At 63.6% G+C, this 14,491-nt stretch carries 13 protein-coding genes, 1 tRNA gene and 1 pseudogene; 8 read left to right on the forward strand and 7 right to left on the reverse strand.

Annotated elements, in window-relative coordinates:
• The coding region (locus ACR2J1_RS09330; RefSeq protein WP_434019066.1) for a Maf family nucleotide pyrophosphatase at nucleotides 1-631 on the reverse strand (631 nt) is incomplete at its 3' end.
• Nucleotides 632-698: 67 nt separating this feature from the next.
• Nucleotides 699-917, reverse strand: a complete 219-nt coding sequence (infA, locus tag ACR2J1_RS09335; RefSeq protein ID WP_045365920.1) for a translation initiation factor IF-1 — start codon at nucleotides 915-917, stop codon at nucleotides 699-701.
• Between the two features lie 383 nt (nucleotides 918-1,300).
• Here infA and ACR2J1_RS09340 point away from each other — a divergent pair, with 383 nt between their 5' ends.
• Genes ACR2J1_RS09340 through ACR2J1_RS09355 form a run of 4 tightly spaced genes read left to right on the forward strand, consistent with a single transcriptional unit; the run spans nucleotide 1,301 to nucleotide 4,529 of the window.
• Nucleotides 1,301-2,221: an efflux RND transporter periplasmic adaptor subunit gene (locus ACR2J1_RS09340; RefSeq protein ID WP_434019055.1), complete on the forward strand. Its 921-nt coding sequence runs from the start codon at nucleotides 1,301-1,303 to the stop codon at nucleotides 2,219-2,221.
• Entirely contained in the window at nucleotides 2,218-2,589 is a 372-nt protein-coding gene (locus ACR2J1_RS09345; protein WP_434019056.1) for a hypothetical protein, read from the forward strand. The genes ACR2J1_RS09340 and ACR2J1_RS09345 overlap by 4 nt, the downstream gene beginning before the upstream one ends.
• A 6-nt stretch (nucleotides 2,590-2,595) precedes the next feature.
• Nucleotides 2,596-3,324 carry an ABC transporter ATP-binding protein gene (locus tag ACR2J1_RS09350; RefSeq protein ID WP_434019057.1) on the forward strand — a complete coding sequence of 243 codons (729 nt, stop codon included), beginning with the start codon at nucleotides 2,596-2,598 and terminating at the stop codon, nucleotides 3,322-3,324.
• Nucleotides 3,324-4,529: an ABC transporter permease gene (locus tag ACR2J1_RS09355; RefSeq protein ID WP_434019058.1), complete on the forward strand. Its 1,206-nt coding sequence runs from the start codon at nucleotides 3,324-3,326 to the stop codon at nucleotides 4,527-4,529. Before ACR2J1_RS09350 ends, ACR2J1_RS09355 begins: the two co-directional genes overlap by 1 nt.
• A 207-nt stretch (nucleotides 4,530-4,736) precedes the next feature.
• Here the strand turns inward: ACR2J1_RS09355 and ACR2J1_RS09360 are convergent.
• The 5 genes and pseudogenes from ACR2J1_RS09360 to murA form a co-directional block, all read right to left on the reverse strand.
• Nucleotides 4,737-4,925: pseudogene (locus tag ACR2J1_RS09360) on the reverse strand (low molecular weight phosphatase family protein); the annotation flags it as partial.
• A 76-nt stretch (nucleotides 4,926-5,001) separates the two neighbouring features.
• Nucleotides 5,002-5,493, reverse strand: a complete 492-nt coding sequence (locus ACR2J1_RS09365; protein ID WP_434019059.1) for a UPF0262 family protein — start codon at nucleotides 5,491-5,493, stop codon at nucleotides 5,002-5,004.
• A gap of 2 nt (nucleotides 5,494-5,495) precedes the next feature.
• Nucleotides 5,496-6,794, reverse strand: a complete 1,299-nt coding sequence (hisD, locus tag ACR2J1_RS09370) for a histidinol dehydrogenase (RefSeq protein WP_434019060.1) — start codon at nucleotides 6,792-6,794, stop codon at nucleotides 5,496-5,498.
• A gap of 9 nt (nucleotides 6,795-6,803) precedes the next feature.
• Nucleotides 6,804-7,265 carry a DUF2948 family protein gene (locus ACR2J1_RS09375; protein ID WP_434019061.1) on the reverse strand — a complete coding sequence of 154 codons (462 nt, stop codon included), beginning with the start codon at nucleotides 7,263-7,265 and terminating at the stop codon, nucleotides 6,804-6,806.
• 80 nt (nucleotides 7,266-7,345) lie between these two features.
• The gene (gene murA, locus ACR2J1_RS09380; protein ID WP_434019062.1) at nucleotides 7,346-8,635 is read right to left on the reverse strand and encodes a UDP-N-acetylglucosamine 1-carboxyvinyltransferase; all 1,290 of its coding nucleotides are present in this window, start codon (nucleotides 8,633-8,635) and stop codon (nucleotides 7,346-7,348) included.
• A gap of 395 nt (nucleotides 8,636-9,030) precedes the next feature.
• Here murA and ACR2J1_RS09385 point away from each other — a divergent pair.
• The 4 genes from ACR2J1_RS09385 (at nucleotide 9,031) to ACR2J1_RS09400 (ending at nucleotide 14,061) form a co-directional block, all read left to right on the forward strand.
• Nucleotides 9,031-9,105, forward strand: a tRNA-Thr gene (locus ACR2J1_RS09385).
• Between the two features lie 72 nt (nucleotides 9,106-9,177).
• A complete protein-coding gene (locus tag ACR2J1_RS09390; RefSeq protein ID WP_434019063.1) occupies nucleotides 9,178-9,528 on the forward strand; it encodes a hypothetical protein in 351 nt (116 codons plus the stop codon).
• A 115-nt stretch (nucleotides 9,529-9,643) separates the two neighbouring features.
• Nucleotides 9,644-10,906 carry an efflux RND transporter periplasmic adaptor subunit gene (locus ACR2J1_RS09395; protein WP_434019064.1) on the forward strand — a complete coding sequence of 421 codons (1,263 nt, stop codon included), beginning with the start codon at nucleotides 9,644-9,646 and terminating at the stop codon, nucleotides 10,904-10,906.
• A complete protein-coding gene (locus ACR2J1_RS09400) occupies nucleotides 10,903-14,061 on the forward strand; it encodes an efflux RND transporter permease subunit (RefSeq protein ID WP_434019065.1) in 3,159 nt (1,052 codons plus the stop codon). Before ACR2J1_RS09395 ends, ACR2J1_RS09400 begins: the two co-directional genes overlap by 4 nt.
• Nucleotides 14,062-14,491 lie beyond the last annotated feature (430 nt).

Consider the following 14,491-nt stretch of genomic DNA (forward strand, 5'->3'; position numbering starts at 1 on the left):
TCTCGATCTCGGTTTTGTTGAGCCAAAACATGCTCACGGGATAGCCCTCGCTCCGCAGCAGCGCCGTGGTCTCGGTGAGCGGCAGCCCCACGATATTGGTGTAGGAGCCGACCAGCTTCACCACGAAAGATCCTGCGATGCCCTGCACCGCATAGCCGCCGGCCTTGCCCTTCCATTCACCGCTTGCAACATAGTTGCGAATCTCCTCGTCGGAGATGTAGCGGAAACGAACGCGGGTCTCGACGACGCGTTCGCGCCACCGCTCGTCCGACGTGACGAGGCACACAGCGGTGTGCACGCGATGCGCGCGGCCGCGCAGCAGGCGCAAGGCATCGATGGCCTCCTGTTCCGTTTCGGCCTTGCCGAGCACGCGGCGGCCGACGGCGACAACAGTATCCGCGGCAAGCACCAAAGCGTTGGCGAGTTCCGGTTCCTCGCGCAAGAGCCTGCGTCCGGCCTCGGCCTTGGCGAGCGCGAGGCGGCGCACGATGTGACGCGGCACTTCACCCTTGGTCACGCTCTCATCCACGGACGCGGGACGCAGCGCGTCGGGTATGATGCCGACCTGCTCCAGCAGCGCGAGACGGCGCGGGGACGCCGACGCAAGCACGAGCTTCGGCCGCAAGCTCACGCCCCCAGACCGTGGCCGCGTCTCGGCGGTCGCAGTCTTGGCCGAGCCTGGGAGCAAGCGCCCAAGCCTATTTAAAGCGGTAAGTGATACGTCCCTTGGTAAGATCATACGGCGTCATCTCGACCAGAACCTTGTCGCCAGCAAGTACCCTAATCCGGTTCTTGCGCATACGTCCCGCCGTGTGGGCGATGATCTCGTGTTCGTTCTCGAGCTTCACCCTGAAGGTGGCGTTGGGAAGCAGTTCTGTGACCACCCCCGGAAACTCCAGCATCTCTTCCTTCGCCATAAGGCTCCTTCCAATTAACGCGTTGTGGCGGAGAATGGTCGTGTGGGCAGGCAAAATCAAGCTGGATTGCACCGCCTACACGCGTATCGGGCCCGGGCATCTTCGCCGGAATGGGATGCATAGCACATGCGTGGCCCTCGCCGCGACGCGGGGTGCGCCCGGGGTTTTGTTCAACCCTTCCCCCGAATTAGGGGGGTGGCGCGCTGAAAGGCCCAAACAGGACAAAGATGTGTCCGCGCCGACAGGATTTGTGTCGAAAGATTTCTGGACTGCCCAGGGTCAGGTTTCGTTACAAATATGTCCTCCGTGATGACGCGCCACGGCAGTAAAAAGACCGAGACGTGATTAAGTTACCGGGATTAGGCCGGACCTGGACAGCGACCATGAATGAGCTTCTGCCGCCTGAGAAGATCGAGGCCGATATCGAGGCCGTGCTGGGACTCCGCAGATCGCGGAGCTCGCGGCTTCTACAGCGGTGGCGGGCGCCGCTGTTTATCGGCCTTGCCGTTATTGCCGCTCTCGCCGGCTATGCATTTTGGCAAACCAACGGCTCGGAAAGCACGGTGCGCTATGTGACCGAGCCGGCCGCAAAGGGCGATCTCACAGTGACCGTCACGGCCACCGGCACGGTGCAGCCGACCAACGAAGTCGAGGTTTCGAGCGAGCTCTCCGGCATCATCCGCAACGTCCATGTCGACTACAACAGCAAGGTGACGATCGGCCAGACGCTCGCCGAGCTCGATACCGACAAGCTCAAGTCGAGCGTGGAAAGCTCGCAGGCGAAGCTCGTGGCGGCCAAGGCCAAGGTCAGCGAGTCCGAAGCCACCGTCCTCGAAACGAGGCTCGAAAAGGAACGCCAACAAGCCCTGGTCACCAAGAAGGTCGGCGCCGGCCAGCAGCTGGAAACCGCCGAGGCGGCCCACCAGCGCGCCCTTGCCGGGCTCGAAAGCGCCAAGGCGGACGTTTCGGCGGCCGCCGCCGATCTGGCGCTGAACGAAACCAATTTGAGCAAGGCGCGCATTCTCTCGCCCATCACCGGGGTGGTGTTGAGCCGCAACGTCGAACCGGGGCAGACGGTGGCCTCGTCTCTTCAGGCGCCCATTCTGTTCACCATTGCCGAGGACCTGACCAAGATGGAGGTCCAGGTCGATGTCGACGAGGCCGATGTCGGCAACGTCAAAGAAGGACAAAAGGCGACCTTCACCGTCGATGCCTATCCCGACAAGCAGTTCAACGCCGAGATCCGGGAACTGCGTTTTGGCTCGGAGGTCGTGCAGGCGTCGTCACGTACAAAGCCGTCTTGACCACGGATAATTCCGAACTGCTGCTCCGGCCCGGCATGACCGCGACCGCGGAGATTATTGTTGAGCATGTCGCCGACGCCGTAACCGTTCCGAACGCGGCCTTGCGGTTCTCGCCGCCGGCCGAGGTCGAGGTCGCGGATCAGAGAAATTTCCTGCAAAAGCTGCTGCCGGGTATGCCGAGATTGCGCCGACCGAGCAGCCCACAGGCGCCTTCCGGTTCGGATCGGAAAGTTTGGATCCTCGTTGACGCGATTCCGCAGGAGGTCAGCGTCACCGTGGGCCCGAGCGATGGCAAGCGCACGCACATCGTCAAGGGCGACATCGGGCCGGGCCAAGCCGTCATTGTCGATACGGCGACAGGCAAGTGACGCCAGATGGCGGCACGGCATAAGGCCAAGATTCCTCGAGCCAACCTGATCGAGCTGAGGAATGTCACCAAGCTCTATGGGCGCGGCGAAGCCCAGGTCCATGCCCTTGACGGCATCAACCTCCGCATCGGCGAAAGCGAATTCGTTGCGGTGATGGGACCCTCCGGTTCGGGCAAGTCGACGGCGATGAATATCATCGGCTGCCTCGATCAGCCCACGAGTGGCAGCTATCTGTTCAAGGGCGTGGAGGTGGGGCGGTTGGTCAGCACGCAGAGCGCCCTGCTGCGGCGAAACTATCTCGGCTTCGTGTTCCAAGGCTTCAATCTTCTGGCCCGTACGACGGCCGTCGAAAATGTCGAGCTGCCGCTGATCTATCGCGGCATGGGCTTCGAAGAACGACGCGCGCTTGCCATGAATGCTCTCGACAGGGTGGGGTTGAAGGCGCGCGCGGCTCACACCACCGGCGAGCTCTCCGGCGGGCAACAGCAGCGCGTCGCGATCGCCCGCGCCATCGTGACCGAGCCCGCAGTGCTGCTTGCCGACGAGCCGACCGGCAATGTCGATACGAAGACCAGTCACGAGATCATGGATCTTCTGGTCGGCCTCAATCGCGAGCAGAAGATCACCATCCTCATGGTCACGCACGAACCGGACATGGCGGAGTATGCCGGCCGGCTCGTGCACTTCCTCGACGGCAGGATCGAGAGCGACACGCGCAACAAGGAAGCCGCCTGATGTTCTATGAGACCTTGAAGCTCGCGATTCAAGCGATCCGGCGGAACGTGTTGCGGTCGTTCCTGACCTTGCTCGGCATCGTCATCGGCGTGTCGGCCGTCATCGCGATGGTGACCATCGGCAACGGCACGACTGCCAAAGTCACCGCCGAAATGGCCAAGCTCGGCACCAACGTGCTGTTCATCAGGCCGGGCCAATTTGGGCCTGGACGCTCGAGCGATACGGCGAAGCCGTTCAATACGCGCGATGTCGCCGCGTTACGCAGTCAGCTGAGAGGGGTACGCGCCGTCGCGCCCATGGCGCAGCAATCGGTCACCGCGGTCTATGGCTCCGAAAGCCGGACCGTCGGCGCAATCGGCACCGACAATGACTATCTCATTGCGCAGGACTGGAGCCTGATCGCGGGGCGCCAGTTCACCGACGGGGAGCTGCGCAGCGGGCGCGCTGTCTGCATCATTGGCGAGACGGTGCGGGAGAAGCTGTTCGGGTCCACCCCGGCAAGCGGGAAACGGCTCCGGATCAACAAGGTTTCCTGTGAGGTGATCGGGGTCTTGGAAGCAAAAGGCGAGTCGGGCTTCGGCACCGACCGGGACGACATCGTGCTGATGCCGCTGCGCGTGTTCCATCGGCGCATCGCCGGCAACGCGGACATCAATTCCTTAAACGTTTCAGCTTTGGACGGCGTCGATACGGCAAAGGTGCAGGCCGATATCGAGCGACTCTTGCGCGAGCGCCGCGGCATTACCAAGGGCGAGGAGGACGACTTCCGCGTTGCGGACATGAAGCAGATCGCCGAGACGCAAACGGCAACGACGGGCATCCTCACGACGCTGCTCGGCGCGGTGGCGGGCGTTAGCCTGCTGGTCGGCGGCATCGGCATCATGAACATCATGCTGGTTTCCGTCACCGAGCGCACGCGCGAAATCGGCATCAGGCTCGCCATCGGCGCGCAGGGTTCTCAGGTTTTAATGCAGTTCCTGGTGGAAGCCGTGGTGCTGTCGCTGATCGGCGGCGTGGCCGGCGTTATACTGGGACTCGGGCTCGCGGCGGCCGCGTCGGCCGGCATGGGCATCCCATTCGTGCTCGAACCGAGCATCGTGCTGGTCGCCTTCGGCTTCTCCGCGCTGGTCGGTATTGTGTTCGGCTATTTCCCGGCGAGGAACGCGGCGCAGATGAACCCCATCGAGGCATTGCGCCGCGAATAGGCGCGGGCATTCGAGACGACGGGGCGCGCCAGCGAGTGGAAAGCGCTGCCTGATCTTGCGGAACACGCCATCGCGGACTGCGCGGTAGGAATCCAGAATCTGCTCGCGGTTTCCGCTTGTCAGCGTAGGGTCTTGCGTCGGCCAGTATTCCACGCGGGCGCCAAAGGCGTGGGCGAGCTCAAGCGCGCGGTGATGTGCCTCCGGCGCCAGGGTGATGATGAGATCGAACTTGCCCTCACCGAGATTGGAGATGGACGCCGGAACGTGCCTCGACATGTCGATACCGAGCTCTTCCATGACGGCGATGGCGAAGGGATCGGCATCGCCTGGATTCACGCCGGCCGAGGCGACGTGGACGCGGTTGCCGGCGAGATGGCGGAGAATGACGGCGGCCATCGGCGAACGCACCGCGTTGCGGCTGCAGGCGAAGAGCACTCTGCCTGCCAGATCGCCCCCTGCTCCCGGCAAAGCCTCATCCTTTCCAGTGCAGGGCGCAGAGGAGAGTGAACAGGCGGCGGGCGGTGGCGATATCGACGTTGATCTTGCCCTTGAGCCGCTCCAGGAGGAGATGGCTGCCTTCGTCGTGAAGGGCGCGGCGGCCCATGTCGATGGCCTCGATGCGGGAGGCGGGCGCGGTGCGGACGGCTTGGTAATAGGTCTCGCAGACGAGGAAATAATCCTTCACCAAGCGACGGAACGGTGAGAGCGAGAGCATGACATGGACGATAGGCGCACGCTCTTTGTCGCCCACGGTGAAGACGAGGCGGTTCTCGGCCAGCGAGAGATTGAGCGTGTAAGGACCGTCGTCGCGGCCTTCCAATGCAAAGCTGTTGGCCTCGATCAGATCGAAGATGGCGACGTCGCGCTCATGCTCGACCTCCGCATTGCTGCGGCCGATGGAGTTCTCGTCGAGCGTCACCTCAATCAGGCGCGACCCTTCCGATGCGGGTGCGTCCTCCGCCATGGCTAGGACCGCGGATTCAGTCTGATCGCCACGGAGTGGCGATGCGCTTCCAGACCCTCGGCGTCGGCGAGCGTCATGGCCGCTGGCCCAAGCAGGCCGAGACTATCGGCGTCGAGCTTCAGGATCGAGGTGCGCTTCATGAAGTCGAGAACATTGAGGCCCGACGCGAAGCGGGCGCTGCGTGCCGTGGGCAGCACATGGTTGCAGCCCGCCACATAGTCGCCGATTACCTCTGGCGTATAGCGGCCGAGAAAGACGGCGCCGGCATTGTGCACGCGGTCGAGCAGCACATCGGGATTATCGGTCGCGATCTCCAGATGCTCCGGCGCGAGGCGGTCGACGATTGCGGGGGCCTCGTCGAGACTTGGCACCAGGATGATGGCGCCGAAATTCCGCCAGCTCTGGCGCGCGATGTCGGCGCGCGGCAGAACAGCGAGTTGCGCATCGACTGCCTTCGCCACGGCGCGGGCAAAGCCGGAGTCGTCGGTGATGAGGATCGATTGTGCGGCCGCATCGTGCTCGGCCTGCGCCAAGAGATCGGCCGCGATCCAGGCGGGATCGTTGCCGCCATCGGCGATCACCACCACCTCCGTCGGCCCCGCCACCATGTCGATGCCGACAGCGCCGAAGACCTGGCGCTTGGCGGCGGCGACATAGGCGTTGCCCGGGCCGACGATCTTGGCCACGGGGGCGATCGTCTCGGTGCCATAAGCGAGCGCGGCGATGGCCTGCGCACCGCCGATGCGATAGATCTCGTCGACGCCGGCAAGCTCCGCTGCAAGCAGCACGAGAGGATTGAGCTTGCCCTCCAGCGCCGGCACGACCATGGCAATGCGCGGCACGCAAGCGACCCTGGCGGGGACGGCATTCATGAGCACCGAGCTCGGGTAGCTCGCTGTGCCGCCCGGCACGTAGAGGCCCGCGGACTCAACCGACGTCCAGCGATGCCCGAGCTCCACGCCTTGCGCGTCGGTGTAGCGGTCGTCGCGCGGAAGCTGGCGGCGGTGATGATCGAGAATGCGCGCATGGGCAAGCGTGAGCGCCGCAATCGTCGCGGGCGGGACGGCGGCGCAGGCGGCTGCAATCTCCTCAGGCCGGACGCGGATGCCGGTGTCGCGGAGATCGAGCCTGTCGAAACGCAAGGTAAGATCGATCAGCGCCGCATCGCCCTCTTTGCGCACGCGCGCGATGATGGCTGCGACGTCGGCGTCGACGTCCTCGGCGCTTTCGCGCTTCGCGCCCAAAAGTTCGGTGAAGCGACTTTCGAAATCCGCCGCGCTGCTCTCAAGCCGCAAGACCATGGCGGGTGCTTAGGAGCCGGCTTCGCCGCCGGGTTCGAGACCCGGATGCTGCGGTTTGGAGTGCGTCGGCCATTCGAGCCCGAGATCCCTGAGCTCGGCCTCGATGCATTCGACCTGGAGCTGAACGGCGGCATCGCCGGAAAAGGTCAGGGTAATGAGGCCGCCCGGCGGATCGACCGCTTCGAACTGTATGGCCAGGAGCGACAGGACGCGGGTGTCGGCCGACGGCACATTCTTGATCTGCGCGCGCAGGACGCGGTCGAAGCGAAGCGCGGTGCGGCGGCGCTGAAAATCGGCGTCTTCGGCCTCCCTGGCCACCTTCTCCCAGTCGAAGCGATTGAGAATGGCGGCGAAGCGCTTCTGCGAGGGCACATAGGCCATGTCCGCCACTCGCATCACCGCATCCTGCAGGTGCGCGGACACGACACCGAGGTCTTCCTCGTCGAACGCGATGAGCTTCAATTGGGTCATGGCAAAGCCGCTTCTCTTTGCATGGGGCGTAGCACGCTCAGGCGCCGCGGGAAACGACGAAGCCTACCCGAAAAGCGCGGCTAGCTGGAAAGCCGGTCGATCTGAGCGCCGCATCGGCGGAGCTTGTCCTCGATGCGCTCAAAGCCGCGGTCGAGGTGATAGACACGGCCGATAAGGGTCTCGCCTTGGGCGGCAAGCCCGGCGATAACCAAAGATACCGAGGCACGCAAGTCCGTCGCCATGACTTGGGCGCCGGTCAGGCCCTCCACGCCGGTGACAAAGGCGGTATCGCCCTTGAGGTCGATGCGGGCGCCGAGCCGCGCCAGCTCCTGAACGTGCATGAAGCGGTTCTCAAAAATGGTCTCGCGAATGGTGGACGTGCCGCATGCCTTGCACATGAGCGCGATGAGCTGCGCCTGAAGATCGGTGGGAAAACCGGGAAACGGCTGCGTCTCGACCGTGACCGGCTCTAGGCCACCGCCATTCCGCGCCACTCTGAGCCCGGTCGGCGTCTCCTCGATCTCCACACCGGCCTTGCGCAAAAGGACCAGCGCCTCTTCGAGAAGATCGAAGCGGGCGCCTTCGAGAAACACCTCGCCGCCGGTCATGGCCACGGCCATGGCGTAGGTGCCGGTTTCAATGCGATCCGGCAGCACGGCGTGTTCGGCGGCATGCAAAGCATCGACGCCTTGAACCTGGAGCGTCGCGGTGCCGATGCCTTCGATCTTGGCACCCATCTCCGAGAGACAGTTGGCGAGATCCATGACCTCGGGCTCGCGCGCCGCGTTCGCAATCAGCGTTTCGCCGCGAGCGAGCACCGCCGCCATGAGGGCGTTATGGGTGGCGCCGACGGATACTTTCGCCAGTTCCACGCGCGCGCCGCTCAGGCCCTTGGGCGCGCTGGCAAGGACATAACCGCCTTCAAGATCGATGGTGGCGCCGAGCGCCTTCAACGCGTCGAAATGGAGATCGACCGGCCGCGTGCCAATGGCGCAGCCGCCGGGAAGCGACACCTTGGCCACGCCGCAACGCGCGAGCAGCGGCGCCAGGACCCAGAAGCTCGCCCGCATGCGGGCAACCATGTCGTAGGGCGCCGTGGTGTCGACGATCTGCGCCGCGGTGAGTTTGAAGGTCTGGCCGTCGCTCTTACGCTGGCCGGCCTTCTTGCCGACCACGGTTACGTCGATGCCGTGATTGCCGAGGATTCGGGACAGGAGCGTGACGTCCGCAAGACGCGGCACGTTGTGCAGCGTCAGCGTCTCCTCGGTGAGGAGGCTTGCGATCATCAAAGGCAGCGCAGCGTTCTTAGCACCGCTGATCGGTATGATGCCGTTCAAGCGCTCGCCGCCGACAATGCGGATACGATCCATCGGATTGTTGCTCCTCGCGCGTCTCAGCGACGCGCTCCCCACGGCCCAGGATATGGGCGAACGCTTAATTTGGCCCTTTTAGAGAGGGGTCTGTCCCCTTATCATCTGGCGGAATTGGGGCGGGGCTGTGCCTGGCGCGGGCTTGGGCCTTGCGTTTAGCCAGATTGGCGCGAAGCTGATCGGCCAGCCGGTGGCGGCGCCGCTCCGGACCGCCTGCCACCTTTTCGCGTTTCCCACCAAAATTGTCTCTGTTAACGGCCATTACCCACGCCTTGGAATCTTGTCTGCGTGGTCTTATAGCATGGCCGCAAGGGCCAGAGCGCAACTTGCGTGGGCGAAATGCCTATGGCAGGGTCCCCGCCGGGAGCGGGCCGGTATTTTCGGGCCCCCCTTTAGCCGCCATAGCTCAGTGGTAGAGCACGTCATTGGTAATGACGGGGTCGGTAGTTCAATCCTACCTGGCGGCACCATTCCTTTCGCAGCAAGGGTCACGCGGCAGTGACTTGACCGCGACGCAGACCCCAAGCTAAGCCTTGAGGGTCATGCCGAAAGGTCTTCGCGCGCTCATTGTTGTCATGGCTGCCGCCGCGGTCGCCGTCCTGCCGTTGGCCGGGGGCATCGTTCATGCCGCGCCGCACGCCATCACGGAAGTGGCCTCTTCCATGACCGAGCATGGCGATTGCTGCGATCACGGCACGCTTTGCGAAAGGAAGAAACCCGACGGTTGCGGGTCGACTGCCGCCTGCGTGGTCAAATGCACCACCCTGTCCGCGACCGTTACGGCCACGCAAGCGGCGAGCCGCCTCTCCCTTGTCGGCGAGAAGACGAACTTCGTCGTCGAGAGCCTGGGCTCCGTCCGGGACAATCCCCCTTCGCCGCCTCCACGCGTCTGAACCTCAGTGAAGCTGTGTTGCCTTGCGCGAGTGCTTGCTCGCGCCGGTGCCGCACGCGCTCATCCTCTGCCGCTCCGCGACAGAGGCCCGTCACACGTGGATTCGGAGACGCGCCATGAGGCGTCTGAACAGTATCGCGATGCTGGCTCTCGGGATCGCCGCCGGCACGGCCGGGAGCTATTGGTTTGTGCATCGGGACGGCCCTGACGCGAACCAAGCCGTTCCAGCGCGGACTGCGCCGGCAAAAGACGGGCGCGCCATCGTCCATTACCGCAATCCCATGGGACTGCCGGACATTTCGCCGGTGCCTAAGAAGGATTCCATGGGGATGGACTACATACCGGTTTACGCGGATGAAGCCGATGTTATGGGCACCGTCCGGATCAGCCCCGACAAAATCCAACGCAGCGGTGTGCAAACCGAGAAGGTTGAGGCTCGCGTCGTCTCGCGCAGCGTCCGCGCAGCCGGCACCGTGGAGCACGACGAGTCGCTTTTGACAATCTTCACGGTGCGCTCGGATGGCTACATCGAAGAGTTGTTCGTGAACAAGACCGGCCAGCACGTCAAAGCCGGCGAGCCGTTGTTCCGTTTCTACAGCCCGCAAATTCAGCTTGCGCAAGCCGACCTCCTGGTCTCTCTCCGCGCGGAAGGCGCGTATTCGAAGGCAGAAGTGAGCCGGAATCTCGCCGGCGCTATGCAGAAGTTGCGGAACCTAGACGTGCCTCAGGCCCGCATTGAAGAGGTTCGCAAGACCAAGACCAATCCAAGGACACTAGACTGGCCTTCGCCAGCGACCGGAGAGGTGATCGCAAAGAAGGTCATCGATGGCCAGCGCGTAATGGCGGGAGACGAACTCTTTCGCATCGCCGACCACTCCCACGTCTGGGTCGTCGCTGGTGTGGCCGAGGCAGACATTGGCGACCTGAAGGCCGGCACGAAGGTCACGGTTACGCTCAGAGCCTTTCCCAACACGCCGCATCAAGGCGAAGTGACCTTCATCTATCCAGAAATGATGAAGCCGGAGACGCGGACCGTCTCCGTTCGGATCGAGTTGCCAAACCCCGACGGGCTGATGAAGCCTGGAATGTATGCCGATGTGCTGTTCCATCCCGGCGCCGATGCACCGGCCGTCATCGCCATTCCGCTGAGTTCAGTGATCGACAGCGGCACGCGCCAGGTCGTCCTTATCGCCAAGGGGGAAGGAAGGTTCGAGCCGCGTGCGGTCAAGCTTGGCCGGCGAGGTGAAGGTTACGCCGAAGTGCTCGAGGGCGTGAACAAGGGCGAGGAGGTCGTCACCTCGGCCACCTTCCTTATCGACGCCGAGAGCAACCTAAAGGCCGCGTTGCAGGCTTTCACCCAGCAGGAGGCAAAGCCATGATCGCGAGCATCATTCGCTGGTCGGCGCGGAACGTCTTTCTTGTCGGTCTGGCGACGGTCTTTATCACCGTTGCCGGCATCTATGCGGTGTCGAAGGTGCCGCTCGACGCCATCCCCGACCTCTCTGACGTCCAGGTCATCGTCTACACCGAGTATCCGGGCCAGGCGCCGCAAGTGGTTGAGGATCAGGTCACCTATCCGTTGACCACGGCCATGTTGACAGTGCCAAAGGCGCATGTCGTGCGCGGCTTCTCCTTCTTCGGCGTGTCCTTCGTCTATGTGATCTTCGACGACGGCACTGACATTTACTGGGCGCGGTCGCGCGTGCTCGAATATCTGAGTGCCGCCGCGAAAGACCTGCCCGCCGGCATCACGCCGGAACTCGGCCCCGACGCGACCGGCGTCGGCTGGGTCTATCAATATGTGCTGCGCGGCGCGCAACAGAACCTCGCCGAGCTCCGCACCATCCAGGATTGGTATGTGCGCTTCGGCCTCGCCAAGGCGCAAGGCGTGGCCGAGGTCGCTTCCGTCGGCGGCTTCGTCAAGCAATACAGCGTCATCGTCGATCCGCGCCGGCTGCAGGCGCTCGGCATCCCGCTTGCCAAGATCAAAGACGTCATCCGCGACAGCAATATGGATGTCGGCGGCCGCACGGTCGAGCTTTCCGAGCACGAATATATGGTGCGCGGCCGGGGCTACCTCGCGAGTCTCGACGATCTCGAGCAGATCGTCGTCAAAAGCGAGGGCGGCGTGCCGGTGCTGCTCAAAGACGTCGCCCGTGTCGAGCTGGCGCCCGACGAGCGCCGCGGCATCACCGAGCTGAACGGCGAGGGCGAGGTGGTCTCCGGCATAGCCATGCAGCGCTTCGGCGAGAATGCGCTGTCAGTCATTCAGCACACCAAGGACCGCATCGCCGAGATCGCGCCGAGCCTGCCCGAAGGCGTCAGCATCGAGGCGGTCTATGACCGCTCCGATCTGATCTACCGGGCCATCGATACGTTGAAGCGGACGCTTATCGAGGAAAGCCTCATCGTCGCGTTTGTTTGCGTGATCTTCCTGATGCATGCGCGCAGTGCGCTGGTCGCCATCATCACGCTGCCGCTCGGTATCCTCATGGCCTATATCTGCATGTGGGCGCTCGGCCTCTCGTCCAACATCATGAGCCTCGGGGGCATCGCTATCGCCATCGGTGCCATGGTCGACGCCGCCATCGTCATGATCGAGAACGCCCATAAGCGGCTTGAGCGGGCGCCTCCCGGCAAGCCGAGAACCGAGACCATCATCGAGGCCGCCGTCGAGGTCGGGCCGGCGCTGTTCTTCAGCCTGCTCATCATCACCGTTTCCTTCCTGCCGATCTTCGCGCTCGAAGCGCAGGAAGGCCGCATGTTCAAGCCGCTCGCCTATACCAAGACCTTCGCCATGGGCGCCGCGGCGCTGCTGTCGATCCTGGTTGTACCGGCGCTGATGGTGATCTTCGTGCGCGGGCGCATCATGCCGGAGCACAAAAATCCGGTGAACCGGTTCCTGATCTGGATCTACCGTCCGGTGATCGAACTGGCTCTGAAGCTCAAGGCGGTCACCATCGTGATCGCGCTTGTCGTGCTCGGCGTGACGCTGTGGCCCGCCTCCAAGATCGGCAGCGAGTTCATGCCAAATCTCAATGAAGGCACGCTGCTTTACATGCCGACCACGCTGCCGGGCCTTTCGGTGACCAAGGCCGCGGAGCTGATGCAGACCCAGAACAAGATCATCAAGAGCTTTCCCGAGGTGGAGTCCGTCTGGGGCAAAGCCGGCCGCGCCTCCACCGCCACCGACCCGGCGCCGATGGAGATGTTCGAGACGGTGATCAACCTCAAACCGGAAAGCGAGTGGCGCGATGGTGCCACCATCGACACACTCATCGCCGAGATGGACAAGTCGCTGCAATTCCCCGGCGTGTCCAACGCGTGGACGATGCCCATCAAGGCGCGCATCGACATGCTGGCGACCGGCATCCGCACGCCGGTCGGCATCAAGGTCTTCGGCAAAGATCTCGGCGAGATGGAGAAGCTGGCCCGAGATATCGAAGCTGCGGTCCGCACGGTGCCGGGTACGACAAGCGCCTATGCCGAGCGTGCCATCAGCGGCTACTACGTGAATATCGACCCCGACCGGGCCCAGCTCGCCCGCTATGGGCTCATGGTCGGTGACGTGCAAAACGTCATCGCCATGGCGCTCGGCGCTCAGCCGGTGACGACGACAGTGGAGGGACGGGAGCGTTATACCGTCGCCATCCGCTACCCCCGGGACTACCGGAACAACCCCGAAGCCATCGGGAGCGAGGTGCTCATACCGACCCCTGCCGGCGGGACCGTGCCCTTGAGCGAGGTGGCCAAGGTGAGCCTCGGGCAAGGCCCATCGATGATCCGCACCGAGGACGCCCAGCTCGCGCTCTATATCTTCGTCGACTTCCGCGACCGCGATATCGGCAGCTATGTCGCCGATGCGCAAAAAGCGGTGGCAAGTCAGGTGGACTTTCCGCCCGGCTACTACATCACCTGGAGCGGCCAGTTCGAGTATCTCGAACGCGCCAAGCAGCGGCTCGCCATCGTGGTGCCGCTGACCCTGCTGATCATCTTCCTGCTGCTTTACTTGAACTTCCGCCGCGTGACCGAGACGTTGATCGTCATGCTGTCGGTGCCTTTTGCGCTGGTCGGCGGGCTGTGGCTGATGTGGTGGATCGGCTTCAATTTCTCAGTGGCGGTCGTTATCGGCTTTATCGCGCTGGCGGGCGTCGCCGCGGAGACCGGAGTAATCATGCTGATCTATCTCGATGGCGCGCTGAAGGAGCAAAAACAACGATGCGAGCTTGAGAAACGGCCTTTCGGACCCGGCGATCTTCACGCCGCGATCATGATCGGGGCGGTTGAGCGCGTGCGGCCCAAGATGATGACGGTCGCGGCCATCATGGCAGGTCTGTTGCCCATCATGTGGAGCCACGGTGCGGGGTCGGAGGTAATGCAGCGCATCGCCGTGCCGATGATCGGCGGCATGGTGTCATCGACGGTGCTGACGCTCGTCGTCATTCCCGTCGTTTATGCGCTCGTAAAAGGGTTCGGGTTGCGTCAGCCGCGCCTTCAGACGGCGGGCGCAAAGACGGGTCTCGCCCGCCCCTAGGAACGGCCTACGACCCGAAGGACTGCGCCTAGAGCTTAAAATCCGGAGAACCGAGACGGATGCCGCGAAATTGTCATTGCGCAGCCTCGCCTCGATCCATCGATGCGCGGGAACGCACAGAATCGCGAGCGCGACGGCCCACACCAAAGCGGGGCAGAAACGGCAACAGCAGGCGAAATCAGAGATAGATCCCGGCAATGGTGAGGGCGAGGAGAACGAAGGAGCGCAAGCGGGCGCGCGAACCGAGCTGGAGGTTTCGTGTGTGTTCGGCGTCGTTGTCCTGATCAGCCATGCGGATCGAAATCAAGCAGCGCCCGTGCTCAGCGATTGAAGAGCGAATAGGCAGCGTAGCAGAGTGTTATGGCAAGGATCGGCCTTAACAGCCATTCCGGGGCAACGCCGGCGAGCCGCGTGCCGAGCAGGATGCCCG

This window comes from Methyloceanibacter sp. (assembly GCF_050999895.1).
Lineage (GTDB): Bacteria > Pseudomonadota > Alphaproteobacteria > Rhizobiales > Methyloligellaceae > Methyloceanibacter.

Bases quoted from the DNA above. Each gene is read 5' to 3' on its own strand.
- hisD (WP_434019060.1), bottom strand. From the start codon at position 6,794: ATGGTCTTGCGGCTTGAGAGCAGCGCGGCGGATTTCGAAAGTCGCTTC.
- ACR2J1_RS09375 (WP_434019061.1), bottom strand. From the start codon at position 7,265: ATGACCCAATTGAAGCTCATCGCGTTCGACGAGGAAGACCTCGGTGTC.
- murA (WP_434019062.1), bottom strand. From the start codon at position 8,635: ATGGATCGTATCCGCATTGTCGGCGGCGAGCGCTTGAACGGCATCATA.
- ACR2J1_RS09340 (WP_434019055.1), top strand. From the start codon at position 1,301: ATGAATGAGCTTCTGCCGCCTGAGAAGATCGAGGCCGATATCGAGGCC.
- ACR2J1_RS09400 (WP_434019065.1), top strand. From the start codon at position 10,903: ATGATCGCGAGCATCATTCGCTGGTCGGCGCGGAACGTCTTTCTTGTC.
- infA (WP_045365920.1), bottom strand. From the start codon at position 917: ATGGCGAAGGAAGAGATGCTGGAGTTTCCGGGGGTGGTCACAGAACTG.
- ACR2J1_RS09390 (WP_434019063.1), top strand. From the start codon at position 9,178: ATGCCGAAAGGTCTTCGCGCGCTCATTGTTGTCATGGCTGCCGCCGCG.
- ACR2J1_RS09355 (WP_434019058.1), top strand. From the start codon at position 3,324: ATGTTCTATGAGACCTTGAAGCTCGCGATTCAAGCGATCCGGCGGAAC.
- ACR2J1_RS09395 (WP_434019064.1), top strand. From the start codon at position 9,644: ATGAGGCGTCTGAACAGTATCGCGATGCTGGCTCTCGGGATCGCCGCC.
- ACR2J1_RS09350 (WP_434019057.1), top strand. From the start codon at position 2,596: ATGGCGGCACGGCATAAGGCCAAGATTCCTCGAGCCAACCTGATCGAG.
- ACR2J1_RS09365 (WP_434019059.1), bottom strand. From the start codon at position 5,493: ATGGCGGAGGACGCACCCGCATCGGAAGGGTCGCGCCTGATTGAGGTG.